This is a genomic window from Streptomyces sp. NPDC006235, from assembly GCF_040613735.1.
Taxonomy (GTDB): Bacteria; Actinomycetota; Actinomycetes; order Streptomycetales; family Streptomycetaceae; genus Streptomyces.
In genome coordinates this window covers 84,013-110,685 of record NZ_JBEXSR010000015.1, presented here as the reverse complement: position 1 = coordinate 110,685, position 26,673 = coordinate 84,013, and the positions used below count along the sequence as shown (strand labels likewise).

At 73.3% G+C, this 26,673-nt stretch carries 25 protein-coding genes; 10 read left to right on the top strand and 15 right to left on the bottom strand.

Annotation, left to right across the window (positions count from 1 at the left end; translation table 11 throughout):
* The first annotated feature begins 83 nt into the window (after positions 1–83).
* Entirely contained in the window at positions 84–1,115 is a 1,032-nt protein-coding gene (locus ABZ192_RS19730; protein WP_356925731.1) for a LuxR C-terminal-related transcriptional regulator, read from the top strand.
* Positions 1,116–1,130: 15 nt separating this feature from the next.
* Here the strand turns inward: ABZ192_RS19730 and ABZ192_RS19725 are convergent, their stop codons facing one another.
* Positions 1,131–2,069 carry a TIGR03619 family F420-dependent LLM class oxidoreductase gene (locus ABZ192_RS19725; protein WP_356925730.1) on the bottom strand — a complete coding sequence of 313 codons (939 nt, stop codon included), beginning with the start codon at positions 2,067–2,069 and terminating at the stop codon, positions 1,131–1,133.
* A 104-nt stretch (positions 2,070–2,173) separates the two neighbouring features.
* On the opposite strand from ABZ192_RS19725, the gene ABZ192_RS19720 reads away from it, so the two are divergent.
* Entirely contained in the window at positions 2,174–2,746 is a 573-nt protein-coding gene (locus ABZ192_RS19720; RefSeq protein ID WP_356925729.1) for a MarR family transcriptional regulator, read from the top strand.
* 14 nt (positions 2,747–2,760) lie between these two features.
* Here the strand turns inward: ABZ192_RS19720 and ABZ192_RS19715 are convergent, their stop codons facing one another.
* The 10 genes from ABZ192_RS19715 to ABZ192_RS19670 form a co-directional block, all read right to left on the bottom strand.
* Complete coding sequence (locus ABZ192_RS19715) at positions 2,761–3,453, bottom strand: gamma-glutamyl-gamma-aminobutyrate hydrolase family protein (protein WP_356925728.1); 693 nt, start codon at positions 3,451–3,453, stop codon at positions 2,761–2,763.
* On the bottom strand, positions 3,450–4,940 hold the full coding sequence (locus ABZ192_RS19710; RefSeq protein ID WP_356925727.1) for an aldehyde dehydrogenase: 1,491 nt from the start codon (positions 4,938–4,940) through the stop codon (positions 3,450–3,452). The genes ABZ192_RS19715 and ABZ192_RS19710 overlap by 4 nt, the downstream gene beginning before the upstream one ends.
* Before the next feature lie 63 nt (positions 4,941–5,003).
* Positions 5,004–6,464, bottom strand: coding sequence for an APC family permease (locus tag ABZ192_RS19705; RefSeq protein ID WP_356925726.1), 1,461 nt, complete (start codon positions 6,462–6,464; stop codon positions 5,004–5,006).
* Between the two features lie 161 nt (positions 6,465–6,625).
* Complete coding sequence (locus tag ABZ192_RS19700; RefSeq protein WP_356925725.1) at positions 6,626–7,228, bottom strand: TetR family transcriptional regulator; 603 nt, start codon at positions 7,226–7,228, stop codon at positions 6,626–6,628.
* Positions 7,229–7,283: 55 nt separating this feature from the next.
* A complete protein-coding gene (locus ABZ192_RS19695) occupies positions 7,284–8,129 on the bottom strand; it encodes a fumarylacetoacetate hydrolase family protein (RefSeq protein ID WP_356925724.1) in 846 nt (281 codons plus the stop codon).
* Complete coding sequence (locus ABZ192_RS19690; RefSeq protein ID WP_356925723.1) at positions 8,122–9,042, bottom strand: 3,4-dihydroxyphenylacetate 2,3-dioxygenase; 921 nt, start codon at positions 9,040–9,042, stop codon at positions 8,122–8,124. The genes ABZ192_RS19695 and ABZ192_RS19690 overlap by 8 nt, the downstream gene beginning before the upstream one ends.
* Positions 9,035–10,495, bottom strand: coding sequence for an aldehyde dehydrogenase (locus tag ABZ192_RS19685; RefSeq protein ID WP_356925722.1), 1,461 nt, complete (start codon positions 10,493–10,495; stop codon positions 9,035–9,037). Before ABZ192_RS19685 ends, ABZ192_RS19690 begins: the two co-directional genes overlap by 8 nt.
* Before the next feature lie 91 nt (positions 10,496–10,586).
* Positions 10,587–11,396: an acetoacetate decarboxylase family protein gene (locus tag ABZ192_RS19680; RefSeq protein ID WP_356925721.1), complete on the bottom strand. Its 810-nt coding sequence runs from the start codon at positions 11,394–11,396 to the stop codon at positions 10,587–10,589.
* 11 nt (positions 11,397–11,407) lie between these two features.
* Positions 11,408–12,604, bottom strand: a complete 1,197-nt coding sequence (locus ABZ192_RS19675; RefSeq protein ID WP_356925720.1) for an FAD/NAD(P)-binding oxidoreductase — start codon at positions 12,602–12,604, stop codon at positions 11,408–11,410.
* 1 nt (position 12,605) lies between these two features.
* Positions 12,606–12,794 carry a ferredoxin gene (locus ABZ192_RS19670; protein WP_059420853.1) on the bottom strand — a complete coding sequence of 63 codons (189 nt, stop codon included), beginning with the start codon at positions 12,792–12,794 and terminating at the stop codon, positions 12,606–12,608.
* 339 nt (positions 12,795–13,133) lie between these two features.
* On the opposite strand from ABZ192_RS19670, the gene ABZ192_RS19665 reads away from it, so the two are divergent.
* Both ABZ192_RS19665 and ABZ192_RS19660 read left to right on the top strand, forming a co-directional pair.
* The gene (locus tag ABZ192_RS19665) at positions 13,134–14,483 is read left to right on the top strand and encodes a glutamine synthetase family protein (RefSeq protein ID WP_356925719.1); all 1,350 of its coding nucleotides are present in this window, start codon (positions 13,134–13,136) and stop codon (positions 14,481–14,483) included.
* A gap of 29 nt (positions 14,484–14,512) precedes the next feature.
* Positions 14,513–15,799, top strand: coding sequence for a cytochrome P450 (locus ABZ192_RS19660; protein ID WP_356925718.1), 1,287 nt, complete (start codon positions 14,513–14,515; stop codon positions 15,797–15,799).
* Here ABZ192_RS19660 and ABZ192_RS19655 read toward each other — a convergent pair.
* From ABZ192_RS19655 to ABZ192_RS19645, 3 genes are all read right to left on the bottom strand, one after another.
* Positions 15,786–16,244, bottom strand: coding sequence for an alpha/beta fold hydrolase (locus ABZ192_RS19655; protein WP_356925717.1), 459 nt, complete (start codon positions 16,242–16,244; stop codon positions 15,786–15,788). The two genes, ABZ192_RS19660 and ABZ192_RS19655, sit on opposite strands and share 14 nt — an antisense overlap.
* A gap of 131 nt (positions 16,245–16,375) precedes the next feature.
* Positions 16,376–17,008 carry a sigma-70 family RNA polymerase sigma factor gene (locus tag ABZ192_RS19650; RefSeq protein WP_356925716.1) on the bottom strand — a complete coding sequence of 211 codons (633 nt, stop codon included), beginning with the start codon at positions 17,006–17,008 and terminating at the stop codon, positions 16,376–16,378.
* A gap of 178 nt (positions 17,009–17,186) precedes the next feature.
* Positions 17,187–17,858: a hypothetical protein gene (locus tag ABZ192_RS19645; RefSeq protein ID WP_356925715.1), complete on the bottom strand. Its 672-nt coding sequence runs from the start codon at positions 17,856–17,858 to the stop codon at positions 17,187–17,189.
* A 163-nt stretch (positions 17,859–18,021) separates the two neighbouring features.
* Here ABZ192_RS19645 and ABZ192_RS19640 point away from each other — a divergent pair, with 163 nt between their 5' ends.
* A complete protein-coding gene (locus tag ABZ192_RS19640) occupies positions 18,022–18,819 on the top strand; it encodes an SDR family oxidoreductase (protein WP_356925714.1) in 798 nt (265 codons plus the stop codon).
* A gap of 21 nt (positions 18,820–18,840) precedes the next feature.
* Here ABZ192_RS19640 and ABZ192_RS19635 read toward each other — a convergent pair whose 3' ends face one another.
* Positions 18,841–19,689, bottom strand: coding sequence for a class I SAM-dependent methyltransferase (locus ABZ192_RS19635; protein ID WP_356925795.1), 849 nt, complete (start codon positions 19,687–19,689; stop codon positions 18,841–18,843).
* 188 nt (positions 19,690–19,877) lie between these two features.
* Between ABZ192_RS19635 and ABZ192_RS19630 the strand changes: the two genes are divergently transcribed.
* From ABZ192_RS19630 to ABZ192_RS19610, 5 genes are all read left to right on the top strand, one after another.
* Complete coding sequence (locus tag ABZ192_RS19630; RefSeq protein ID WP_356925713.1) at positions 19,878–20,675, top strand: VOC family protein; 798 nt, start codon at positions 19,878–19,880, stop codon at positions 20,673–20,675.
* A 54-nt stretch (positions 20,676–20,729) separates the two neighbouring features.
* Positions 20,730–21,266 (top strand): GNAT family N-acetyltransferase, encoded by a 537-nt coding sequence (locus ABZ192_RS19625; RefSeq protein WP_356925712.1) that lies wholly within the window; start codon positions 20,730–20,732, stop codon positions 21,264–21,266.
* Between the two features lie 97 nt (positions 21,267–21,363).
* Positions 21,364–23,172 carry an ABC transporter permease subunit gene (locus ABZ192_RS19620; protein ID WP_356925794.1) on the top strand — a complete coding sequence of 603 codons (1,809 nt, stop codon included), beginning with the start codon at positions 21,364–21,366 and terminating at the stop codon, positions 23,170–23,172.
* Positions 23,169–24,497, top strand: a complete 1,329-nt coding sequence (locus ABZ192_RS19615; RefSeq protein ID WP_356925711.1) for an MFS transporter — start codon at positions 23,169–23,171, stop codon at positions 24,495–24,497. Before ABZ192_RS19620 ends, ABZ192_RS19615 begins: the two co-directional genes overlap by 4 nt.
* A gap of 702 nt (positions 24,498–25,199) precedes the next feature.
* Positions 25,200–26,672: a protein kinase gene (locus ABZ192_RS19610; RefSeq protein WP_356925710.1), complete on the top strand. Its 1,473-nt coding sequence runs from the start codon at positions 25,200–25,202 to the stop codon at positions 26,670–26,672.
* The last annotated feature ends 1 nt before the right edge of the window (position 26,673 follow it).

Genomic DNA, 26,673 nt, shown 5'->3' with positions numbered 1-26,673 from the left:
GGTGAACACCTTGCCGGACCCGGACCGGACCCCTATCGTTAGACCCCAAACGACATTGCGCCCGGGCCGCCCGGAGGCTCGCCATGCCCAGTCACCACCAGATCGCGGCAGCAGCACGCATCGGCATGCTCACCCGCGAGCGCGACACCGCGTCGGCTTCCGCGCAGGCCCTGCGCGAACTCGCCCGCGCCCTGCCGCTGGACGCGGCGACCCTGCTCACGATCGACCCGCTGACCGGCTCCCACGTCCAGGTCGCGAGCATCGGCTACACCGCCACGGCCTCACAGGCCCTGGCCGGGGAGTTCGTCGCGACCCCGTGGTACCGCAACGTCGTGCGGCGGGAGCTGCCGCCGTCCATCTCGGAGGACGCGGAGGACACCGCCGACGCCGGGCCGCGCTTCCGGCACGGCTGGTTCTACGCCGAGCGGGTCCGCCCGGCCGGCTTCCGGGACGGCGTCACGGGCGCGCTGCGGCACCGGGGCCGGCTGGTGGGCCTGGTCCACCTCTCCACCGAGAGTGCGGACGCCTACGACACCGACGCCCGCCGGCTCCTCGCCTCCGTGATGCCCGCCTTGGCCGCGCTCGCCGACCCGCTGGCCCACGCCGGTGACCTGCACGGCCTGGCGGCGGAGGACGCGGCGAGCCTGGTCACCGGCGACGGCGGGGTGATCGACCTGCCGGACCGGGACCGGCCGCGGGTGCTGCGGGAGGCAGACGGGTTCCGCGCGCTGCTCGACGCCTTCACCGGCACGGGCGGCCGGCGGCTGCGCCTGCTGTGGCCGGCCGGCGGCGGCTGGCAGCGGGTCGTACTGCACCGGCACCCGGCCGGACCCGGCCTCGCGTCCGAGGCGGTGCTGGTGCACGAGACGCCCACGGAACTGCCGTACGGGCTGAGCCCCCGGGAGCTGGACGTGCTCACCCGGGCGGCCACGGGGCAGACCAACCAGGCCATCGCGCAGGCGCTGTTCCTGTCCCCGCGGACCGTGCACAGCCATGTCGAGCACCTGCTGCGCAAGACCGGATGCGCCTCCCGTGCGCAGGCGACCGCGCTCGCAGTCCGGGACGGGCTGCTGCGGCCGGACCCGGATCACCTCGGGCGGTTCGTCGAGCGGTGATCCGGGCCGTGGCGGTCAGGACGTCAGGGACGCCACGCGCCGCATGACGTCCCGGCAGAACTCCCCCACCCCGTCCGGGTCGTCGATGAACTGGTTCGGCTTGACGCAGAACGTGGTGAAGCCCTGCTCCAGTTGCTCGGGGATGACGGAGAGCGCGGCACCGAGGTCGGCCGGTGAGCGGTCGTCGGGGAAGACCGCCCGGGTGCCGCCGATCATCTCCAGGTCGGCGACGTCCCGCCCGGCAGCGGTCATCGCCTCCTTGAGGGCTTGGAGGTCCTCGGCTGTGGGCCGGCCGAGCGGGTGGAAGCCGTGGCCGTACCGCACGAGGCGGCGCAGGACGGGACCGTGCAGCCGCTGTCCGCCGAACCAGAGCCGGGGGCCGTCCGGGTGGTGGGCCCTGGGCTCGAAGTAGACGTCCTGGAAGGGGTAGTGCGGTCCGTCGTGGGAGAACGGCGACGGGCCCCAGGCCTTGGCCCAGATCTCCAGGTGCTCGTCGAGGAGCCGACCGCGCCGGGCGAAGGGCACGCCGAGGGCGTCGTACTCGTCCTTGCTCCAGCTGACCGTGGGCTGCACGACGAGGCGCCCCTGGCTGAGGAGGTCGAGGGTGCCGAGCTCCCGGGCGAGCAGCAGAGGGTGGCGCAGCGGGGCGAGGACGGCCGCGGCGGCCAGGCGCAGCCGGGAGGTGACGGAGGCGATGGCGGCGAGCAGCAGCAGGGAGTTGGGCCAGGGGGTGTGCGGGTCCTGGTTGCCCGGGAGGGCGTAGTCGCGCGGGTTGCCCATGATGCCGGCGGCCGCCGCATCGGGGCCGAGGACGATGTGCTCGCTGACCATGACGGCGTCAAAGCCGGCGTCCTCGGCCTCGCGGGCCCAGCGGACGGCGGCGGACAGGTCGGCCCGGCCGCCGGTCAGCGTCCAGTTCTCGCTGAGGACGAGGAGCATGCGGGCAGTGGGCATGTCGGGTTTCCCTTTCGTCTCCGTACAATTTGAGTCCGAACGACCGGACGGCGAGGATGCGCCGCCCGGGTGTGACGCCTCGCGACCAGACGAAGGAGCCGCCCGTGCCGGGCCACCGATCCATCACCGAGGCCGAGAAGCTCGCGGCGGCGAAGCTCGGCGGTGTTCCGATCCGCCGGGAGCAGATGGCGGCGGTGGCGAACATCTACCGGGCCGCGTCCGCCGTGCGGCAGCATCTGGAGAACTCGGTGCTGCGCGGTTCGGACCTGACCTGGACGGCCTTCGTGGTGCTGTGGGTGGTCTGGGTGTGGGGCGAGTCGGAGACCCGGCACGTGGCGGAGGAGGCGGGGATCTCCAAGGGCACGCTGACGGGCGTGGCGCGCACGCTGGAGTCGCGGGGGCTGTTGCGGCGGACGGACCATCCGAGCGACGGGCGGCTGGTGCTGCTGAGCCTCACCGAGGAGGGCGACGCGTTCATGCAGCGGGTCTTTCCGGCGTTCAACGAGGAGGAGGCGTTCGTGACGGCCCGGCTCAGCGACGCGGAGTGCCGCAGTCTCGCCGAAGGGCTGCGGAGTGTGGTGCTCCAGGTCGAGGAGCGGGGCGAGGAGCGGCGGCAGTCCCTGCTGGGCGGCGCCGAGCCCGCGCCGCGGCGCAGCGGTCGGCGGCCCCGGGCCTGATGCGCAACGCCGCCTCATCGGGCCGCGGCCCGTACGAGTGCGTCGAACAGGCCCTGCTGGGCGGAGTCCTCGTGGGCGGTGTCCTCGGGGTGCCACTGGACGGCGGTGAACCAGCCCCGGGCACCCGGGAGTTCGAGGGCCTCAACGGTGCCGTCCGCTGCCTGGGCCGTGACACGCAGGCCCGCGCCCAGGCGGTCGACGCGCTGGTGGTGATAGCAGGACGCGTCGGTCTTCTCGACGCCGGTGGACCGGGCGACGACCGAGCCGGGTTCCAGGGTGACGGGGTGCACGAGGTGCCGGTGCTCGCGCTCGGGGCCGCCCATGTCCTGCTCCAGGGTGCCGCCGAGGGCCACGTTGACGACCTGCAGTCCGCGGCAGACCGCGAGCAGGGGGAGGCCTGACTCCAGCGCGTGGCGGGCGATGTCGAGGTCGAAGGCGTCCTGGAGTGTGTCGACGTCGTAGACGGTGTCGTGGGTGTCGGTGGCGCCGTAGCGGGAGGGGGCGAGGTCACCGCCGCCGGGGAGCAGGACGCCGTCGAAGCGGGCGAGCCGGGCGGCGGTCCCGGTGTCCGCCGGGTGGATGCTCGCGGGTTCGCCGCCGGCCCGCCAGACGGCCTCGATCAGGGCGCGGGCGTTGACCTCGGCGGCGTGGCGGAGGGCGGAGGTCCGCGCGGAGAACCGGGCGGGGATCGCGATCAGTGGCCTCACAGCTGGATCCACGTGGTCTTGAGCTCGGTGTACTTCTCCAGCGCGTGGACGGACTTGTCGCGCCCGTTGCCGGACTGCTTCATGCCGCCGAAGGGCACCGTCAGGTCGCCCTCCTCGTAGCAGTTGACCCAGACCGTCCCGGCCTTCAGGGCGCGGGAGACCCGGTGGGCGGTGGACAGGTCGGAGGTCCACAGGCCGGCGGCGAGGCCGCACTCGGTGGCGTTGGCCAGGCGGACCGCCTCGTCGAGGTCGTCGAAGGCGAGCACGGACAGGACGGGGCCGAAGATCTCCTCGCGGGAGAGGCGCGAGCCGGGGTCCACGCGGTCGAAGACGGTCGGCTGCAGATAGGTCCCGCCCGTCTCGGCGAGCAGGCGTTCGCCGCCGGAGCGCAGCCGGGCGCCCTCGTCGACGCCGTGCCGGATGTGGTCCCGTACGCGGTCCAGGTGTGCCCGGCCGGCCAGCGCGCCCATCTCCGTCTCCGGGTCGAGCGGGTCCCCCACCCTCAGTTCCCGGGCCCGCCGGACCACGGCCTCGGTGACGCGCTCGGCGATCGAGGAGTGTACGAGCAGCCGCGAAGGCGCCGTGCACATCTCGCCCTGGTTGAAGAAGATGCCCCAGGCGGCCGTGGCGGCGGCCCGGTCCAGGTCGGGAGCGTCCGGCAGGACGATGTTGGGCGACTTGCCGCCGAGTTCCAGCCAGACGCGCTTGAGGTTGGAGTCGGCGGCGTAGCGCAGGAAGTGGCGGCCGACGGCGGTGGAACCGGTGAACGCCAGGACGTCGACGTCGGGGTGGAGGCCGAGGGCCCGGCCCGCGGTGGGGCCGTCGCCGGTGACGACGTTGAGCACGCCGGGCGGGATTCCGGCCTCGGTGGCGAGGCGGCCCAGGAGCACGGCGGACAGCGGGGAGTTCTCCGAGGGTTTCAGGACGACCGTGCAGCCGGCGGCCAGTGCCGGGGCGATCTTCCAGCCGGCCAGGGTCAGCGGGAAGTTCCAGGGGACGACCGCCCCGACCACGCCGGCGGGTTCCCGGGTGACCAGGGCGAGGGCGTCCGGGGCGGTGTGCGGGGCGGTGTCGGTGAGCTTGTCGGCGAGCTGCCCGTACCAGCGGAAGGTGCTGATGACGGCGCGCAGTTCGATGTCGTGGGCGTCCGTGATCGGTTTGCCCATCTCCAGGCTGACCGTGAGGGCGAGTTCCTCGCGCCGCTCTTCGAGCAGGCCGGCGAGGCGGAGCAGGGCCCGGCCGCGCTCGGCCGGTGCCAGGCGCGGCCACGGGCCGGTGTCGAAGGCCCGCCGGGCGGCGGCGACGGCCGCGTCCACCTCGGCGGTGCCCGCGTCCGGGACCTCGGTGAGGACCCGGCCGTCACGCGGTGACACGACCGGGAACGTCGCCCCGCTCCCGGGCTCGTCGGCGCCGGCGATGTGGTGGGTGCCGGAGGGCTGGAACGCCTTGGCGCGGCGCAGCCACTCGTCGTGGGTGACGGCCGGCATGAAGGACCTCCTTTGAACTCAAACGATATGGGTGTGACGGTCCGCGGACCACGACGAGCGCGGTCAGCCGTCGGCGGCGGCCACGGCCGTCCCCCGCACCCGTGCGGTGACGACGCCCAGCGCCATGACCACCGGGACGGACAGCGTGAGCCATACGGCCGTGCTGCGTTCGCCGCCGATGAGCGTGGTGAAGTTGGCCAGGATGAGCCAGATCGCCCCCGCGATGCCGAGCGCGCCCAGGGCGGGAGCGATCAGTGTGTTCCAGGGGCGGGCGTCGAGCCGCTCACGGCGGAAGAAGACGACGACGGACACCGAGGTCAGCAGGTACAGCAGCATCATCGCCAGGACGGCGACCCCGCTGAACCAGGAGAACAGCGTCAGCACCGGGTCCTTGCCCGCCAGCGCGAAGGGCGTCACCAGCAGCACGGCCAGGACCGTCTGGACGCATCCGGCCGCCCAGGGCGCGTGCCGGCGGTTCAGCCCGCACAGCCGGCGCGGCAGCAGCCGGTCGCGGCCGAGGGAGAACAGGTAACGGTTGGCCGAGTTGTGGAAGGTGAGGATGCCGGCGAAGAGGGACGTGGCGAGCAGGACCGGCAGCACGTCGCCGACCCAGCCGCCGAAGTCCGCCGCGATGGGCGCGAACACGAAGCCGGCCCCGTCACCGCTCGCCAGGGCCTTGCCCGCTGCCGCGGTGGCCTTGGACGCGCCGTAGGAGGAGATGAGCATCCAGGAGACCAGGGCGAAGAAGCCGGTGACCACGACGACCGCGAGATAGGTGGCCCTCGGCACGGTCTTCCTGGGCTCGCGGGCCTCCTCGCCGTAGATGGCGGTGGCCTCGAAACCGAACATGGACGCCACGGCGAACATCACGGCCACGCCCGGCGCGCCGTCCAGGGCGGCGGACGGGGAGAAGCTGCCGGCGAGGCCGAGTCCCTCGGGTCCGCCGCCCTTGACGAGGGTGACCAGGGCGAAGACCGACAGGATGCTGAACTCCGCGAGGACGAAGACGGCCAGCACCTTCGCGCCCATCTCGACGCCGGCCGCCCCGAGCGCCTGCACGGCGGCCATGGTGGCCAGCGTCCAGACCCACCACGGCAGATCGAGGCCGGTGTGGCTCGCGACCAGGCCGCTCACGATGGAGCCGTAGAGGCCGTACATGGCGGCCTGGATGGTGCAGTACGCGAAGAGCGCGAGGCCCGCGCTGCCGGTGCCGGTGGTCCGGCCGAGGCCCTTGCCGATGTAGGTGTAGAAGGCGCCCGCGTCCACGACGTGGCGGCCCATGGCGACGAAGCCCACCGAGAACAGCAGGATCACCAGGCCCGCCACCAGGTAGGCGGCGGGCACGCCGGGCCCGTTGCCGAGCGCCACGGCGATGGGGGCCGCGCCGGCGATGCCGGTCAGCGGTGCCTGGGCGGACAGGACGAAGAAGAGGATGCCCAGGACGCCGAGGGCGTTGGGCTTGAGCGTGCCTGCGGTGGGCGCGTCCGGGGTCGCCGTGTGCCGGGAGACCGTCTGACTGTCCACGCGGATCACCTGCCTGAGGGAGGAGGGCGGATCGTTTCAGGCCAAACGAGTTGCCTCATCGTGGGGCGGGACTATCCGTTTGGCAAGGGGTGCGGAGCGGGGAATTCCAGAGCTCCGGGCCGGAACGTCGCGGCCGGAGGATCAGGCGGCGGCCGGGAAGATCAGGCCTCGCCGTCGCGCTTCTCGGCGAGCAGCCGCAACACCGAGCGCAGTTCGTCGAGCGCGTCCTCGATGACCTCGCGCTCGCCGAAGACCAGCTGGTGCAGGACGAGTCCCTCCAGCGTGGCGAAGACCATCCGGGACAGTCCCTCGTCCACCGGGCCGGGCAGCATCTGGGTGAGCTCGCGCCGGGTCGCGTCGAAGTACTCGGCGTACAGCGACCGCAGGTGGGCCAGGAGCTCGGGGCGGCGCCGGGACTCCAGCAGCAGTTCATACTGGAACGCCTGGAGGTCGGGGCCGGATTCCACCATGTCCGTCAGGCCCACCGAGAAGTCGGCGGCCTCGCCCGTGCCCGGTTCGAGTGCGCTGCTGCTCAGGGAGGACCGGATGGCGTGGGTGAGGGCCTCTTCGATCAGGGCGTCACGGGAGCCGAAGTGGTGCACGACCAGTCCGTGGGTGACGCCGGCCTCCTCCGCGACCGCCCGGTAGGTGAGCCGGCGCAGCCCGCCCCGGGCGACGACGCGCACGGCGGCCTCCAGCAGGGCCTCGCGGCCCGTGCCGTAGTGCACGCGCTTGCGGGGGCGGCGGCCGGCGGGCTCGGTCATGCCCGTGACCCTACCCGGGGCGCTCCGCTCCCCTGCTCGGCGGCCGGAGCCCGCGTCAGCGACGCGGCGGCCGGATGCCACGGAACTCCCAGTCGCCGCCGAGCGCGGTCGACAGCACCTCCTCCGACTCGGTGGGCTGGGCGCCCACGTCCGTACGGATGGCAGTCGGCCCGGTCACGATGTGGTTGGTGAGCCGCCCGAGCCCCTCGACCTCCACCTCCACCACGTCCCCGGGCTCGACGGGACGCGAGTTCGCCGGTGTCCCGGACAGCAGGACGTCTCCGGGGTGCAGCGTGATGGTGCGGGCGATGTCGGCGACGAGGTAGTGCATGTCCCACGTCATCTCGTCGGTCGAACCGTCCTGCACCACCTGCCCGTTGACGTAGGTCCGCAGCCGCTTGCCGTGGAAGTCCCAGTCGGTGACCAGGCCGGGGCCGAGCGGGCAGAGGGTGTCGGAGCCCTTGACGCGGAGCATCGAGCCGGCGTCGGTGTCGCGGAAGTCGTGCAGCCCGTAGTCGTTGGCGACGGTGTAGCCGGCGATGTACTCCCCCGCCTCGGCCGGCGAGATGTTCCGCGCCGTCTTCCCTATGACGATGGCGACCTCGCCCTCGTAGTTCAGCCACTTGCAGCCCTCGGGCCGGACGATCGCGCCTTGGTGGGCGTTGAGGGCGGAGACCGGCTTGTGGAAGTAGGTCGGCGTGTCGGGAAGCCCGATCTGGAACTCTTCCACCCGGCTGCGGTGGTTGAGGTGAACGGCGATGACCTTGGACGGCACGACGGGCGGCAGGTGCCGCGCGTCGTCGGTCTTGACGCGGCGGCCGTCACCGGCGACGAGCTCGTCACCGTCGACGGTGACCTGGACGGCGGCGCCGTCGAGGAGGATGCGGCGGTACTCAGGCATGGGCGGACTCCTGCGCGGGGGTGTGGTCTGCGGTCCAGCCGTCGGCGGGGCGGTCGAACCAGAGGTGGACCTGGCCGGTGCCGACGGAGTTCTCGTACTCGCCGTACTGCCGGGCCCGAGCGACGCAGCCCCGCTCGCCGAGGGCACCGGCCATCATCAGGTAGTGGAAGAACTTCGCCTCGGGCTTGTGCTTCCAGAACGCGTCCATGGTGTCGAGGACCTTGTCGTGCCGGCCCTCCTTGAACCAGGCGATGCGTTCCAGGTCGGCCTCGCGGGCCTCGGGCGTACGGATGTGCACGGGGTCACTGGCCTCGTGGTCGCGCAGTTCGCGCAGCGGCCAGAAGGTGTGCGAGAGGGCGCCGGAGGCGATGAGCAGCACCCGTCGCCCCGGGGTCGCGGCGATACCGTCGGCGAGCGCCCGTCCGAGTCTGAGATGGTCCTCCATGTCACCGGTCTGGCAGACCCCGATGGTGATCCACCGCTTGTCGGGCAGGCCCTCGCCCAGGTACTTCCAGAGGTTGGTGGTGGCGTAGTAGATCGGCAGGTACTCGTCGTCGATCGGGGTGATCCAGGTGCCGTGCTCGTCCGCGAACTTCGCCACGTTGTGGGCGAGTTCCGGGTCGCCCGGGAAGTCGTACGGCATCCGGCACATGCCGCGCGGCAGTTCCTCGGAGGTGAAGAGCCCGGCCCTGCGTTGCTGCGCGGTCACGACGAACTCGACGGTGGTCGCCCAGTGGGAGTCGAGCACGACCACGGTGTCGTAGTCGTCCCGATCGAAGACGTCCCTGCGGAGCTCCCGGAGCCCGGTGACGAGGGTGATCTCCTTGCCCTCGTTCAGCTCCAGCCGCTCCTCGTCGGGCAGCACGATGGTGGGGACGTGGGCGAGCAGCCCGGCCCCGACGATCTCACCCATGGTCCTTCCATCCCTTCGGGGCGGTGACGGTGTTCTTCAGGTCGCAGTAGAAGTCGAAGCTCCAGGTGCCGCCCTCACGTCCGACACCGGACTGCCGGGAGCCGCCGAAGGGTGCCTGGAGGTCGCGTACGAAGAAGCAGTTGACCCAGACGGTCCCCGCGACCAGTTGCCCGCTGACCCGTTCGGCGCGCTCCCGGTCGCCGGTGGCGACGGTGGCGGCCAGCCCGAAGCGGGTGTCGTTGGCGAGCCGGACGGCCTCGTCCTCGCCGGTGAAGGTCTGGAGGGTCAGGACCGGCCCGAAGACCTCCTCCTGCACGATCTCGGAGTCCTGGGCGACGTCGGTGAGCAGCGTCGGCGCGTAGTACTGCCCGTCCTTGCGATGCCCGCCGATGACCGCCCGCGCCCCGGCCGCGACGGCCCGCTGCACGAACCCGTCGATCTTCTCCAGCTGGCGAAGGTGGATGGTGGGCCCGATGTCGGTGGCCTCGTCGCGGGGATCGCCCTGGGCGAGGGCGGACGCCCTCGCCACGAACCGGCGGGTGAACTCCTCGGCGACCGGCTCCTCGACGAGCAGCCGGGTCCCCGCGAGGCACACCTGCCCGGCGTTGTCGTACTGCTCGACGGCGAGGTCGACGGCCAGGTCGAGATCGGCGTCGGCGAAAACCAACAGCGGCGATTTGCCGCCGAGTTCGAGGCTCAGCGGGGTGAGGTTCGCGGCTGCCGACGCGGCGATGCGCCGGGCCGTCGGCACCGAGCCGGTGAAGCTGATGCGGCGCACGTCCGGATGCGAGGTGAGGACGTCGCCGACCTCCGAGCCATGGCCCTGGACGACGTTGAGGACACCGGCGGGCAGCCCCGCCTCGGCGGCGATGTCGGCCAGCAGCGAGGCGGTCAGCGGCGACCACTCGGCGGGCTTGAGGACGACGGTGTCACCGGCGGCGAGGGCCGGGGCGACCTTCCAGGTGGCCAGCATCAGGGGCGCGTTCCACGGAGTGATCAGCACACAGGGACCGGCCGGGTCCCATGAGACGTGATTCGTGTGCCCGCGCGTCTCGAAGTCCTCGTGGTCGAGCGTGAGCAACCAGTCGGCGAAGAAGCGGAAGTTGTGGGCGACGCGGGGCATCACGCCCCGCCGATGCGACCGCAGCAGCGCACCGTTGTCGGTGGTCTCGACGATCGCCAGCTCCTCGATCCGCTTCTCGACGCCGTCGGCGATGGCATGCAGGATGCGGGCCCGCTCGGCGCGCGAGGTGGCGGCCCAGGCGGGGAAGGCGTCCCGGGCGGCGGCGACGGCGGCTTCGGCCTCGGCGGGGCCACCCCGGGCGATCTCGCCGATCTCGCTGCCGTCGATCGGCGAGTGGTCGGTGAAGGTCTCGGCGGAGGCGACCCGTCGCCCGCCGATCCAGTGGCGCGTGTCGACGGAAACACCGGCGACGGTGATGTTGTCAGGCATAAGAGTTCCATTCGACGAGGGGAATTGCACGTCCTCAGTGGCGCGGGGAACTGCGCGACCAGCCACGACGAGCCCGCAGCCGCCCCGAACCTCACTCGGCAGACGCTCCGGACGTACCGACCTCCAGCACCTGCCCGCCGTCCCAGACCACGCCGACCTGCCGGTAATACGCGGCGATCGGTTCCCGGATCTCCAGCCGGGCCAGCTCCTCGGTCGGCGCCTCGAACAGCTCCAACTGCGCGTCCCCCACCCACGGTTGGCCGCCTTCGAAGGACGCGGCCCCGGACTCGACCAGCTCATCGAGAGCCAGCCCCTTGCCCTCGATCGACGGCAGCCACCGGTGATGCGCCATGGGGTGCGCGTTGACGAACCCGCCGTTCTCAGCAGGCCCCCGCAGCGTCACCACGGCCTGCGCAAGCCGCCGATCCGCAGCCGCCAACGTCGCCCCGAACCGAGCCCCCGCCTCGATCCGCGGAGCAGGCCCGTACGGATGCGGCCGCGTCTGATGGATGGAGCCGAGCTTCTTCGGATACCCCTGGTGCAACCCCCGCGCGATCGCGAAGTCCTTGTCCACCCAGATGTAGACGCACCGCGAGTACGTCCGCCCCCGGTACCGGCACCGCACCACCGCGAACGCCTCCTTGTACTGGGAGCGCACCGGATCCAGCAGCTCCTCCCCCGCCCCCGAGCAGGACTGCCAGTCCGCCCAGATCAGAGCGACCGCCCCCGGATCCTCCTCGGCCAACTCCAGCGGCTGGGGAAGCAGTTCACGCACGCGCGCCGGGTCGGTCCGGTACTCGACCGTCAACAGGTCACCGGAGTACCGCCAGGGCGGGGAGGGAATCAGCGACGACGCACCCGTCGCCGTCTTGGGGTGGAAGTAACCACGAAGAGCGGTCACGAGAGGGCTCCTTACGAAGTGAGTGCGGGCTGCTTCAGCAGGTCGGCGCGGTACCGGGCGGCGGCACGGGCGACGGGAGGCCCCCCGAGCGCGACGACGCCGACGAGCCGTCCGTCGCGGTGGTAACCGACCAGCACGTCCCCCGAGGGGTCACCGTCCAGGACCCGGACGTCACCGAGCCCCAGGACGGGCGCGCCGAAGGACTGCAACCGGAAGTCGTGCTGGTCGCTCCAGAAGGTGGGCAGCGGCGCGAAGGGCGCCAGGCCGGTCTCGCCGCCGACCAGCACCTTCGCGGCGTGCTTGGCCGAGTCGGCCGGCACGGACCAGTGCTCGACCCGCCGCGGCACACCGTCGTAGCGGGCGTTCGGGAAGCGGGCGACATCGCCGACCGCGACGACTTCCGGCCGGCCTCCGACCCGCAGGTGCTGATCGGTGAGGACCCCGTCGCTCAGGTCCAGCCCGTTGCCGTCCAGCCACTCGGTGTTGGCGACCGAGCCCACGGACTCCACCACCACGTCAGCGGGGAGCACGGACCCGTCGCTCAGCACGACGCCGGTGACACGGTAGTCCCCCTCGAACCCGGTCACACCCGAACCCAGCACGAAACGGACCCCGCACTCCTGGTGCCGCGCGAGCAGCGCACGCGCGAGCAGCTCCCCGAGCGGCCCGGCCATCGGCAGCGGCAGCGGATCGACGACGGTCACCTCGGCCGCACCGAGCCCGACGGCCGTCGCGGCGACCTCGCAGCCGATGAACCCGGCGCCGACCACGACCACGCGCACGCGGGGCCGGGTCAGCTCGGCCCGCAGGGCCTGGGCGTCGTCGATCGTCCGGACCAGGTGACGGCCCTCGACCGGCCCGGGGCAGCGCAGCCGCCGGGGCCGCATTCCGGTGGCGACGACCAGGCCGTCGTAGGAGAGCACCGAGCCGTCGTGGAGCTCGACGGTCCGCTCGGCGAGCCGGGCCGCGGTGACCCGCGTGCCCAGCCGCCACTCCACATCGGCCACGGACGGTTTTGGTGTGAAGGCGAGCGACGCGAAGGACGCCTTGCCCGCGAGGACCTCCTTGGACAGCGGGGGCCGGTTGTACGGCCGGTGCGGCTCGTCGCCGATCACCGTGATGCCGCCGGTCCAGCCCGCGGCGCGCAGCTGCTCGGCCGCCCGGAGTCCGCCGAGGGAGGCGCCGGCGACGACGATGCGACCGCTCATGTCAGTCCTCGATCCGGATGGCCTGGAGCGGGCAGACGTCCGCCGCCTCCTCGACCTCGTCGCGCAGGGCGTCGTCGGGGTCGGGGACGTAGGCCAGGCGGCCGTCGTCGTCCATCCGGAAGACGTCGGGGGCCGCGAAGACGCACTGGCCGTGGTCCTGGCACTTGTTCATGTCGACGACGACCTTCATGGCCGGTCCTCCTGGATGTGAGGGCGTCGAAGCGGGGTGAAAGGGGCCCGGCCGGAACGGTCCGGGCCCCGGCCAACGGGGTGCGGTCACCGCGACCCCGAACTCGTTTGGCTTCAAACAAGGTAGGCAGGGGCTGGGGTCTGGTCAATAGCTATCCGGATGGATAAATTCTTGCCCCCGCCCCCTTGCGGCCCCACTCGCCCACCCCTACCGTTTGGCACCAAACAAAGCTCCGGGCGGTCCCTGGCTCCGCCGCGCCCGACAGCTCGTTCCCCACGCCACCCGCCTCCCCGGCCCCTGGTCCCGGAGGTGTCCCGACGTCCGCCCGAGGAGACAACGGTGAGCGCTCACGACCTTGAAGAAGTCCGCCGCCACATGGACCGGCTCGCCGCCGACGGCATCGACGTGGTCCGGGTGACCTATCCCGACCTCATCGGCACCGACCGGGCGCGTGACGTGCTGCTGGAGGAGCTGCCCCGGGCCTGTGAGCACGGTCTCGCGTTCTGTCGAGCCGTCTACCACACCAGTCCGCAGGGCGACGTGGTCCCGGTCAGCGGTGGGCTCGACGCGGGGCTGCCCGACATCTGCGTACGCCCGGACCTCGGCACGCTGGTGCCGCTGCCGTGGGAGCCGGGGGTGGCCGTCTGTCTGGGGGAGGTCGTCGACCCGGCGACCGGCGCACCCGCGCCGGAGTCACCCCGAGACCTGCTGCGCGGCGTCCTCGCCCGATGCGCCGAGCACGGGCTGCGGCCGGTGGTCGGACCCGAGCTGGAGTACTTCCTGTGCGAACCGGACCCGGCCGGCGGCTGGCGCCGCTACGCGACCGATCCCGGGGTCGTCTACACGGCCGGGCTGCGCGCCGACCCGGACAACCACCTGCTGCGCACCCTGCGCCACGTGCGCGATCTGAGGGTGGGGGCGATCAGCGGCAACCACGAGTTCGACGGCGGCCAGATCGAGATCAACCTGGCGCACTCCGACGCCGCGTCGGCCGCCGACCGGTCCTTCCGCTTCAAGGCCGCGATCAAGGAACTGGCCCGCAAGGAGGGCAGACTGGCCACCTTCATGGCCAAGCCCTTCAACGACGCGGGCGGCTCCGGCTTCCACCTCCACCTCTCCTGTGACGACACCGAGGGCCGCAACACCTTCGACGACCCGTCGGGCCCCTACGGCCTGTCCGCCACCGCCCGGCACGCCGTCGCCGGCATCCTCGCCCACGCGCCTGCCCTGGCCGCGCTGCTCAATCCCACCGTGAACTCGTACAAACGCTTCGGCCCGGACACCCTGGCGCCCTGGCTGATCGACTGGGGACTGGACAACCGCAGCGCCATGGTGCGCATCCCGCCCGAGCGCGGCACCGGGGCCCGGCTCGAACTGCGCCTCGGCGACGCGAGCGCCAACCCCTATCTGGCGATCGCCGGGACGACGGCCGCCGCCCTGCTGGGTGTCCTGGCCGGCGAGGAACCGCCCGCGCCGCTGGAGGGCTACGGCTACGACACCGCCCGCTCCGCCGTCCTACCGCAGACCCTGTCCGCCGCGCTGGACGCGCTGGAGGCGGACACCGCCCTGACCGGCCTGCTCGGCAAGGGCTTCACCACGTCCTTCCTCTCCTACAAGCGCGACGAGGTCGAACGCTTCCACCGGCACGTCACCGACTGGGAGTTCACCGAGTACGCCTTCCACCTGTGACGCCACCCGTGACGCCGAGGAGCCTGCCGATGACGACCGAGATCCTGCCCGACGCCGTGCGCGAGCCGCTGCCCCTGGCCGACGTGAACCTCGCCGACCTGGACCGCTTCACGGACGGCGTCACGCCCTGGCGGATGTTCCACACCCTGCGCCACGAGGACCCGGTGCACTGGCAGCCCGAGGAGGCGCCCAACTCCGGTTTCTGGGCGGTTACCCGGCACCGGGACATCGTCCGGGTCGACCGTGACGCCGAGACCTTCACGTCCACGAAGTTCGTCAACCTGGAAGAGGTCGACGACGACCAGATCAAGAAGCGCGCCTCGATCCTCGAACTGGACGGGGTCCGGCACCGGGCGCTGCGCAGCCTGATCCAGCGGCAGTTCGGCGCGAACGTGATCAGCGGCTACACCGACTTCCTGCGCGGCCTGACCGCGCGGACGCTGGACGCCGCCCTCGCCAAGGGCCGTTTCGACTTCGTGGCGGACGTGTCGGCGGACTTCCCGATCAACGTCCTGGCCCGGCTGCTGGACGTGCCCCTGGAGGACAACCAGAAGCTCATCGACTGGGGCAACCGCATCATCGGCCACACCGATCCCGACTACGCGGACGTCCTGCTGCACAGCGAGGAGAGCGAGCGGTACCGCGACCTGCCCTTCCGCTCCCCCGCGTCGCTGGAGGTCTTCGAGTACGGGCGGGAGCTGGCGCGGCAGCGCCGGGGCGGCGACGGCACGGACCTGATCTCCCGCCTGGTCAACGCCACACCCCGGGACGGAGTCCCGCTCTCCCCGCAGGACTTCGACAACTACTTCCTGCTCCTGGTCGTCGCCGGCAACGAGACGACCCGCCACACCATCTCGCACTCCATGCTGGCCCTCATCCAGCACCCCGAACAGCTGGCACGCCTCCAGGAGGACCCCTCGCTGATCCCGGGCGCGGTCGAGGAGTTCCTGCGCTGGGCCTCCCCCGTCTACCACTTCCGCCGCACCGCCACGCGCGACGTAGAACTGGGCGGCAAGCGGATCAGGGAGGGCGACAAGGTGGTGATGTGGTTCGCCTCCGGCAACCGCGACGAGGAGGTCTTCGGTGACCCGTACGACTTCGACGTCACGCGCACGGACAACGACCACGTCACCTTCGGCAAGGGCAGCCCGCATCTGTGCCTGGGCAACCTGCTCGCGCGCACCGAGATCCGCATCATGTTCGAGGAACTGATCCCGCGCCTGGCGGACATCCGCCTGACGGGCGAGGTGCCGCGGGTGCGCTCCAACTTCGTCAACGGCATCAAGAAGCTGCCGGTCGCGGTCACGCCGGCCTGACGAAGTCCATCCAGGCACGCACGTGCCGGATGGGGCGGGGCGGTGGGGCCGAAGGCGGCGGCGACGAAGGCCGCCGCGGCGCGGCGCCGTTCGCGCGGTAGTCCGCGAGCCGGGCGGGGATCTCCTCCACTTCGGCGCCGTGGGCGCCGTGGGCCGGGTCCAGGGCGACGACCGAGCGGACGAGGTACGGGTGCCGTACGGCGAGCAGGTTGACGACCTGGCCGCCCATCGAGTGCCCCACGGCCGCCACCGGCCCGGGGTCGAGGGTGTCGAGCAGCGCGGCCAGGTCGTCCGCCATCCCGGCGGGGGTATTGCCCTCGTCCGGCACCTCCGAGCGGCCGTGCCCGCGCAGGCCGGGCACGATCACCCGGAAGTCGCCGGCCAGGGCTTCCGTGTGCGGGGACCACTCACGGCCGTCCCCGCCCCAGCCGTGCACCAGCAGCACGGCCGCGGCGCGTCCTCGACGCTACCGGCTCAGGTCCTTCGGCGACCGTGGCGCCGGGCACGCACGGCAGACTGACGCGCGCCGGCGCCCGCCGGAGAGACCCGGCGGGCACCCAGGGGGTCCGGGACGCGTCAGGCCGCGGCCAGGGCGGGTGGTGCGGCCGGTGCCGGTTGTTCCGCCTCGGCGAGCAGGGCCAGCAGCGTCGCCCGGGCCCGGGCGACGCGGGAGCGGACGGTGCCGATCGGACAGTGGCTCAGCTCGGCGGCCTCCGCGTAGGGCAGGCCCAGCATCTGGGTGAGGACGAACGCCTCGCGCCGCTCGTCCGGCAGTGAGGCCAGCAGCTCCAGCAGCGCCACGCCGTCGTCGAAGCCGGGCAGGCCGCGCGGCTGGGCGAGCTCGGCCGCCGGCTCCCAGTCGGACAGGTCGGCCGGACGGGGGCGGACGGCGGTGTACCGGAGGCTGTCGGCCACCGCACGCCGGGCGATCGCCAGCAGCCACGTACGTGCCGAGGAGCGGCCCTCGAAGCGGTGCAGGCTGCCGAGCGCCCGCAGGAACGTGTCCTGCGCCAGATCGTCCACGGCCTGCGGATCGGCGCACAGGTGGGCGACGTAGCGGATGACGTCGCGGTGCAGGGCGCGCACGAAGTGGTCGACGGCGACGGAGTCACCGCCACGGGCGGCCAGCGCCCAGGCGGTAATCGACTCGTCGGCCGGCTCCGGGGTCTCTCTTCTCTCGTGCGAAAGGGGCAGGGCAGGAGTGATCACCTGATGTCCTTCTCGGAAATTCCGGGACCACGGGAGGGCGAGCACGCGGGCCTTGGTGATGCCGGTCGTGCGCGCACGGCTGCGCGGTCCGGTGAGTGAGGGAGGGGCCGTGCCCGATGGGCCGTGCCCGTACGGCACCGGGGCGCGCACGGGCCGCCCCGGGACCTACCGGCTGCCGTCAGACGGCAGCGGCCCTCACCGGTGGCCCTCGCGAGGTGATCGCGTGGACGAGAAGGAGGAGGCGCGGTGCCCGGTCCGAGGACCGCCGCCGTACGCGCACGGGCGGGGGCGGCGGTGCGGGCAGGGTGAACAGCAGCCGCAGCGGCGCGGCCAGCCACCCGCCCACGGCACGCAGGAGACGGAAGACGGCCCGCTCCCCGTGCCCCAGCCACAGGCCGCACAGCAGGGCGGCGAGCACGTGGGCGGCGAGCATCCCGAGGGACGAGTCACCGCCGGGGGTGTGTCCCGCGTGCCCCATGTGCTCGGACATGGACAGGGACATGGGCATAGGTGTGGACATGGGCATGGACTCTGCGGATCCCGCGCCGTGCCCGATGGATCCCGTACCGCTGATCCCCATGTCCATGGAATCCGGCGCCGACGACGCGAGCGAGAACGCCGAGTGCAGGGCCGTCTGGACGGCCACGGCGACGGCGACGACCAACCGGAGTCCGCGCTCGCGGCCCGCCAGGCACCAGCCCGCCACACCCGTCACGGCCCACCCGGCCAGCAGGGTCCGCAGGGGCACATGGTCGCCGGACATCATGACGTGCCCCAGGGCGGCGAGCACGACACAGACGGCCGCGAACACCGCGGCCCGTATCGTGCGAGCACACCGCCCAGCCGTCATGGCGCCTCATCCTCGCATCCGGCACCGCCCCGTCGCCCATGGGTACGGACATCGCCCGGGCCGGGCACTCAATCCACGCCATGTGATCCGGAGCACTGCCCGAGTGCCCCGCCGGTCGCACGCGGCCACCGGGGCTTCGACCGGCTGTTCTAGAGTGCTCGTCATGTCGACAGCAGCCACACCGGCCACCCGGGCTTATCTCTCCGAGTTGTTCTCCCTGCACGGCCGGACCGCGGTGGTCACGGGCGGCAGTTCGGGCATCGGCCGCGCCATCACCGGTGCCCTCGCGCGCGCCGGGGCGAGCGTGGTGGTCGTGGCCCGTGGCGAGGCCGGACTGACCGCGACGGTCGAGGAGCTGACGGCCGAGGGCTGCCGCGCCGCGTCGGTCAGCGCCGACCTGAGTACGCGCGAGGGTGTGCGGACGGCCGCCGAGCGGGCCGTCGAGGCGTTCGGGGAACCGGACATCCTCGTCAACAGCGCCGGGATCAACGTGCGCCCGCCCATGGACGAACTCACCGAGGACGTCTGGGACATCACGATGGCCGTCAACCTGGACGCGCCCTTCCTGCTGGGCCAGCGCTTCGGCCCGGGCATGGCGGAGCGCGGCTACGGGCGGATCCTGCACATCAGCTCGCAGCAGGCGCACCGGGCGTTCGTCCAGAGCGGTGCCTACGGCGCCTCCAAGGGCGGCCTGGAGTCGCTGGCGCGGTCGCAGGCAGAGGCGTGGTCGCCGCGCGGCGTCACGTGCAACGTGCTGGTGCCGGGGTTCGTCATGACACCGCTCAACGCGCGGCTGTCGTCGGATCCGCAGAAGGTGGCCGCCCTCGCCGAGCGCACGCTGATCGGGCGGAACGGACTGGCCGAGGACTTCGCGGGGGCGGCGGTCTTCCTCGCGAGCCCCGCGTCCGCCTACATCACCGGGCAGGCGGTCTTCGTCGACGGCGGCATGTCGGTGCACTGACGCCGCCCCGGCGCCTGCCGTTCACTGCCCGGAGGGGTCCTTCCGCCAGACGAAGACCTCCGTGCTCGGGCCGCGTTCGGAGAACCGGCCCTCCGCGGAGGCTTCCCGCAGCAGCCGGCGCAAGTCCTCCTCGAAGTCGTCCCGGCGGCCTTCGAACAGGTGTGGCGCCGAGAACGACATCGAGAACACCCAGGCGACGACGTCGTCAGAGGTCCGCTCCAGCGCCTGCCCGCCGGGTACGACCAGACGCCGGGGGCCGGAGAATCCCGCCCGGACGAACACCTCGGCCTCTCCGCCCGGCGTGCCCTGCGGCAGCACTCCGCGGCCCGCTCGCCGCACGGGTCCCAGGTACCGCTTGACCAGCTCGTCCACCGCCGCGTAGGGGACCGGCGGGTACGGCAGGCCGTCGAGGGCGCGGTGTTCCGTCTTCAGGTCCGAGATGTGCACCAGGGCACCGCCCGGCCGGAGCATGTCCCTGGCGGTCGCCGCGACCAGGTCGCGGTCCATCCAGTGGAAGGACTGCGCGAAGGCGGCGACGTCGAACGTGCCGAGCCCCGCGGGCAGATCCTCGGCCCGGGCCCGCACCCACCGGGTCTTCTCCCCCACTCCCCGGTCGGCGGCCCGGCGCCCGGCTTCGGCGATCATGCCGCGGTCGGGGTCCACGCCGACGATCTCGCCGAACAGATGCGCGAGGCTCAGGGCGACGGTCCCGGGCCCGCAGCCCACGTCGATGAGGCGTCCCTTTCCGTCGGGCCGCAGCGCCCCGGCGAGTGCGTCCGCCAATCCGGGGGCGTACGGCAGCCGTCCCCGCTCGTAGTAGGGGGCGGTCCCCGAGAACAGCGTGTCGTCCCACTCCCAGCCGGCCACCACGCCGCTCACCACCTCACCGCACAGGATTCCGTGATCACCCGACCGGGCGATGGAGCCGATGATTCCAGGGCCGTGCAAGCCGCGGGGTGGACGGCCCGGGGATCCGCCGACCGGGCCCGGCCGACGGGCGGTTGTCAGTGCCCGGTGTCACGCTGGGCACACCGAACCTGCGGAAGGAAAGCATCGCCATGATCACCACGGAGTTCGCCCCCGGTTCCCCCTGCTGGCTCGACCTCGGCACTCCGGACGTGCGGACCGCCGCGGCCTTCTACGGTGCCGTGCTCGGGTGGGACTACGAGTCCATGGGCGGGAGCGAGGACTTCGAAGGCGGCATGTTCCGGAAGGACGGCAAGACCGTCGCCGGTCTCGGCAAGCTCACGGAGGAGGGAGCGCGCTCGGCCTGGATGCTCTACTTCAGCGTCACCGACGCGGACGCCACGACCCAGGCCGTGCAGCAGGCGGGCGGCACCGTCCGGGTGGCGCCGATGGACCTCGACGACTGGGGCCGGATGGCGCAGTACAGCGACCCGCTGGGCGGCCAGTTCGCCGTCTGGCAGCCGGGGACGAACAAGGGCGTCGACCTGGTCGACCAGCCGGGCTCGCTGTCGTGGACCGAGCTGCTCACGAGCGACGCGACGGCCGCGAAGGAGTTCTACGGCGGCCTGTTCGGCTGGCAGTTCAGCGACATGGAGCTGCCGGGTGGCGGAGGCACGTACACCCTCATCACCCCCGCGGGACTGCCCGAGGAGCGCATGCACGGCGGTCTCATGGAGATGGGCAAGGAGAACCTCTCGCTGACGAACGGCCGGCCGTACTGGCACCCGGTCTTCGCCGTGGAGGACTGCGACGCCGCGGTGGCCAAGGTCACCGAGAACGGCGGCAGCGTGCAGATGGGGCCCGAGGACGCGGAGGGCGTCGGCCGGCTGGCCGTCTGCCTCGACCCGGCGAACGCGGACTTCGTGGTGCTCACCCCGGCCGAGAGCTGAGCCCTGCGGACACCCCCTCGGCAGCCGGAAAAGCCTCTTGCATATGATGTGCAAATGCACGACATCACCATCAGGGAAGCCACGGCGGAGGACCTCGACGGGGCCCGGGTGGTGATGCTCGACGCGGTGTACCGCGACTTCGGGACGGGATACGTGCCGGGCTGGCACGCCGACATCATCGATCCCGCGTCCTTCTACATCCTGCCGCCGCGGCACACGCTCCTGGTCGCCGTGGACGAGCGGGACGGGACGGTGGCGGCCACGGCGGCGCTGGACGCGCGCGGCCCGGAACATCCGCCGAACCCGCGCTGGCTGGCCGAGCGGTTCCCCTCGGGCGAGACGGCACAGCTGCGGCGCGTGTACGTGCGCCCCGAGCACCGGCGGCGGGGCCTGGCCCGGCGGCTGGTGGAGGGTCTGCTGGACTTCGCGCGGGCCGACGGTGGTTACCGGTCCGTATATCTGCACACGTATCCGCACTCGCCCGGCGCGATGGGCCTGTGGCGGACGCTGGGCAAGGTGGTGTGCGACGAGCGCGAGGACGTGCCCGGCGGGGGCAGCGGCGTGGTGCACTTCGAGATCCCCTTCGCCTGAACGGCACGGGGCGACGGTGTACACACCCCTGGCCAAGGGCCTGGGCGCCCTGCGCGTTCGTGCGCGCGGGGGCCTCCCGACGCTGCTGTGGCGGGCCGTGCTCGCGGCCGCCCTGGTGGGCGCGATCGGCCTGCTGCCGTGGCTGTCGCGCACCGACCCGGCGCTGACGGTGCTCAAGTCCCGTTCTGCGGACCGCGACCCGACACCCGAGACGCTGGCCGCCATCCGCGACGAACTCGGGCTCGGCGACGGCCCGTTGACACTGCTCGGCCGCTGGCTGGACGGGCTGCTGCAGGGGGACGCGGGCACCTCGTGGGTGTCCGGCGCCCCCGTCCTGCCCTCCGTCGCGCAGGCGCTCGGCGTGTCGCTGCTGCTGATGTCCGGCGCCCTCGTCGTCGCCGTGGTCACGGTGAGTGCCGTGTGCGCCCGTACGCTCCGGCTCGGCGCGCGGGGCCGGCTCGGCGCGCGCGGGGCCGGAGGCACGGCGACCGCGGTGCTGGCCGCGCTGCCCGAGTTCCTCCTCGCCTCGGTGCTCGCCGCGGTGATCGGCGTGCACCTGGGCTGGCTGCCGGCCCTGGGCTGGTACGGGCCGCAGTGGATGGTGCTGCCCTCACTGGCCCTCGGCCTGCCCGCCGGCGCGGTCCTCGGGCGGATGCTGGACGACCTGCTCCCCTGCGCGTTCGCTGAACCCTGGGCGCCGGCCGCCGCGGCCCGCGGGGTCCCGCCGCAGTCCGTGGCACGGCAGGCCCTGCGCCGCTGTGTGCCCGGACTGCTGCCCAATCTCGGCCTGTTCGTGGTCGGTCTGACCGGCGGATCCGTCGCCGTCGAGCAGATCTTCGACATCCCCGGCCTGGGCCGGCTCACCCTGCAGGCCGCGCTCGCCCAGGACCTGCCCGCCCTGCAGACCGGCACGCTCGCCCTCGTCCTGCTCGCGGCCGGCGCCGGCGTCCTCGCCCGGCTCGCGGCCCGGCTGCTGATCGGGCCCGCGCTGCGCGACGGCGCCCTGCGCTCCCTGCACCGGCCGGCCCCGCCCGCGCCCCGCGCCCTGCCCCTGCTGTACGGGGCGCTGCTCACCACGGTCATCGGCCTCGGCCTGCCGCGTGACGCGCTCGCCCTGGACACCCTCGCCCGGCTGCGGGGCCCCTCCCCGGCACACCCGTTCGGGACGGACGCGCTGGGCCGGGACGTCCTCGCCCGGGTCGCCCACGGCGCGCTGAACACCCTCGGCACCGCGCTCGCGGTGAGCGCCGCGGCCCTGGTCGCCGGGCTGCTGCTGGGGCTGCTGCCGCGGCTGTCCGGGCCGCTGGTCGACACCGTCAGTGCCGTACCTCCCGTCCTGACGGGGCTCCTCGTCACGGGCATCACGGGCAGCGGCCCCTGGACGCCCGCCCTCGCCGTCGGCGTCGTGGCCTGGTCCCCGCTGGCCGCCCACACGTCCGCCCTGCTGCGTCAGGAGCGGGCGACCACCCACCTGGCCGCCACCCGTGCGCTGGGTGCCGGGCGTCGGTACCTGCTCCGGCACGAACTGCTGCCCGCCGTGCTGCCGCCGGTGGCCCGGCACGCCCTGCTGCGGCTGCCCGGCGTCGCGCTGAGCCTGGCCGCGCTCGGCTTCCTCGGCCTGGGCGCGCAGCCGCCGTCCCCCGAGTGGGGTCTGCTGCTCGCCGAGAACCAGCCGTACGCCGAGCGCGCCCCGTGGGCCGTCCTCTTCCCGGCCGCCGTACTGGCCCTGCTGGGTGCGCTCGCGGTGACGGCCGCCGGCGGCGTCCGACTGCCCCGGCGGCGTGGGCGGGCCGGCAGCCCGGCAGGGCCGCGCGGCGACCGGGGCGTGCCCGCCCCGCGGCAGCGGCCGGCACACGGCGACGCCCTCCTGACCCCCGCGTCCCTCTCAGCGAGAGAAGAACGATGACAGACCTGATATCCCGCGTCCTGGCCCGCAGGGCCGCCCCTGCGTCCGGCGACGAGACACCCGACGGCGCGACGCCCAGGGCTCCGCGCGAGAGCACCTGGCGCCTCTGGCGGGACCTGTCCCCGCTGCTGCGGCTGCTGATCGTGACCCAACTCGCCTTCAACGTCGGCTTCTACGCCGTGCTGCCGTTCCTCGCCGAGCACCTCGGCACCGCGATCGGCATGGCGGGCTGGCTGGTCGGCTTCGTCCTCGGTCTGCGCACCTTCAGCCAGCAGGGCCTGTTCGTGGTCGGCGGCTCACTCGTCGACCGCTACGGCGTGCGCCCGGTCGTGCTGGCGGGCTGCGTGCTGCGGATCGCCGGGTTCGCGTGGCTCGGGTACGCGGAGGCGAGCTGGAGCGTGATCGGCGCCGTGCTGGTGATCGGCTTCGCCGCCGCGCTGTTCTCGCCCGCCGTGGAGTCCGAGGTGGCCCGCCAGGCGGTGGTCTGGGAGGAGGAAGGACACGGCTCACGCACCCGTCTGCTGGCCCTGTTCAGCGTGGCGGGCCAGGCCGGGGCCTTCGTCGGACCGCTGCTCGGCGCGCTGCTGCTCGCCGTCGACTTCCGCACCGCGTGCCTCGCGGGTGCCGCGGTGTTCGTGCTCGTCCTCGCCGGGCACGTGCGGCTGATGCCGCAGCACATCCCCGGCCGGGTCCGGACCCGGGAAAAGGGCGGGGCGCGCATGCTGCTGCGCAACCGCCGCTTCCTGGCGCTGTGCTGCGCGTACGGCACGTACCTGCTCGCCTACAACCAGCTGTACCTGGCCCTGCCGGACGAGGTACAGCGCGCGGCGGGCTCCCAGGCGCCGCTGTCCTGGCTGTTCGCCCTGTCCTCGGTGCTGGTGGTGTTCGCCCAGCTGCCCGTGACCCGCTGGGCGGGCGACCGGCTCGACCTGCGCCGCTCCATGACCGCCGGGCTGCTGCTGATCGCGTCGGGTTTCGCGGTGGTGGCCGCGGCGCGCCCCGCGGGCTGGACGGGCACCGCAGGGCTGCTGCCGGCCGCGGGCTTCGTCGTGCTGCTCACCGTGGGGCAGATGCTGGTCGTGCCCGCCGCCCGCGCCTGGGTGCCCGACCTCGCCGAGGAGGGCCGGATCGGCCTCTACATGGGTGCGCTGTCGTCCGTCTCCGGGCTGATCGTCCTCGCAGGCAGCGTGGCCACCGGCTCCCTGCTCGACGCGGGCCTCCCGGCCTCCGTGCCCTGGCTGCTCCTCGCGGCCGTCCCCGCCCTGGCGGTGACACTGCTGCCGCGCCGGAAGGAACGGGCGCGGGGGGCGAGCGCGGCGGCCTGACGACAGACGCAGGCCCAAAGGGCGGGCGCGGCGGCGGTCCGACGGCACGCGCACACGCAGGGCCGGGCATGCGGAGCCCAACCGCAGGCGCAGGCGGCGAACGCGCGGCGACCACAGGCGCAAGTGCAAGAGGCGGGGGCACGGCAGCCCGACGACACGCTGAGACGCAAGGGCCGCGGTGCGCGGCGGCCCGACCACAGGCGCAGGCGCAGGCGCGGAGTGCACGGCATCCCGACCCCACACACAGATGCGGGGGCAGGCGGGCGAGCTGAGCCCCGACCACAGGCGCAGGAGGCCGGCGCGCTGCGGCCCGACGACGGCATGCAAAGACGCACGGGCCCGGCACACGGCAGACCGACCACACCCGCAGACGCAAGAGGCGGGCGCGGCGGCGGCCCGACGGCACGCGCAGGCGCAGAGAAGCGAGGGAAGAGAGGGACGGCACAGCGGCAGCCCGGCCCGGCGTCCCCAGGCACCGGGGACGGCCTCGGCAACCACGCGCGCCCGCCATCACCCCGGCAAGGCACTGAGCCGCTCCCCGATTTCCGGAAACGTACCGTCCACGACACCGCACAGGGGAACGGTGGTCATTCGGCGCCAGTATCCTGGGGCGGCTGCGGCACCCCCCAACCAACCCCCGCTCCGACGCGGGGAGTTGCGGCCTGCGGCGAGGACCTTCCCACGAGCATAGGACGAGAACGAGTGCTGCTAGCGGGCCGCTACCGGCTGGACGTTGAGATCGGGCGCGGCGGAATGGGAGAGGTCTGGCGTGCGTACGACGAGACGCTCGCCAGAGCGGTGGCCGTCAAGCTGCTGCTGCCTCAGGACACCGATGCCACGGCGGCCTCCCGGTTCCGTCTGGAGGCGCAGACGGCCGGGCGTCTCAACCACCCCAACGTGGTCGGGGTCCTGGACTTCGGCGAGTACGACAACCGGCTGTACCTGGTGATGGAGCTGGTCGAGGGCGACAGCCTCGCCCGGGTGCTGTCCGCCTCCGGCGCGCTCCCCGCCGAGCAGGTGGCCCGACTCGGCGCGCAGGCCGCCGCCGGACTCGCCGCCGCGCACCAGCAGGGCATCGTGCACCGGGACGTCAAACCCGCCAACCTCCTGCTGGACGCGGGCGGCACGCTGAAAATCGGCGACTTCGGCATCGCGCGTTTCCTCGACGACCCGGGCGCCGCGCTCACCGCCACCGGCCAGATCGTCGGCACCGGCCTCTACCTCGCGCCCGAACGGGCCCTGGGCCGGCCCGCGGGTCCCGCCTCCGACATGTACTCCCTGGGGTGCGTGCTCTACCAGCTCCTCAGCGGCCGCCCGCCGTTCCAGGCCGACACGGCCGTCGCGCTGCTGCACCAGCATCTCGACAACGCCCCCGTACCGCCCCGGGAACTCGGTGTCGCCGGTCTGCCGCCGGCCTTCGAGAGCTACCTCCTCGCCCTGCTCGCCAAGCAGCCCGAGGACCGGCCCACGGCGCAGCAGGCCGCCGAGTGGTTCGCCGGGGGCGCCTGGCGGGGGCTGCCCGAGCCGCTGCCGGAGGCGGTGTCGCCGGGGCCGGCCTCCGGGAGCGGGCCGTACGCGGCATCCCCGGGGCCGGCCTCCGGGAGCGGGCCGTACGCGGCGTCAGCGGGGCCGTCGTCCGGGCCGGGACCGTACGCGGCGGCCGACACCGGCGCCCCGGCCGGGCACGCGCTGCCCACGGGGTCCCGGACCGCCCCGGGCGGGCGTTCCCGTCGCGCCGCGCCCCGCAACAATCTCGGCAACCACCGGAGAACGGCCGCGGTGGTGGCCGCGGCGGCCGTCTTCCTCGCCGCGATGCTCGCCGGCATGCAGATGTTCTCGCCCGACGACACCGCGACGGAGGGCACGGAACCCGAGGCGTCCCCGTCCGCGAGCAGCCCGGCCGCCCCCTCGCCCGGCGACTCCGCCGACTCCGCCGACCCGCTGGCCTCCGCACCGGCGGCCGCCACGACTCCGGCCGCCGGCACAGTGGCCGATGTCACCCCCTCCCCCACGGCCCCCGGCACCCCGACCCTCGCCGAACCGACGCCCGGCCCCACCAGCCCGACTCCGGAAGTGAGCAGCGGCCCGCCTGAGAAGGCGGACAAGTCCCGGCGGGAACAGCCTCCGCGGTCCGGGGAGGACGGGGAGGACGAGGGCGACGAGGGTGACGACTGAG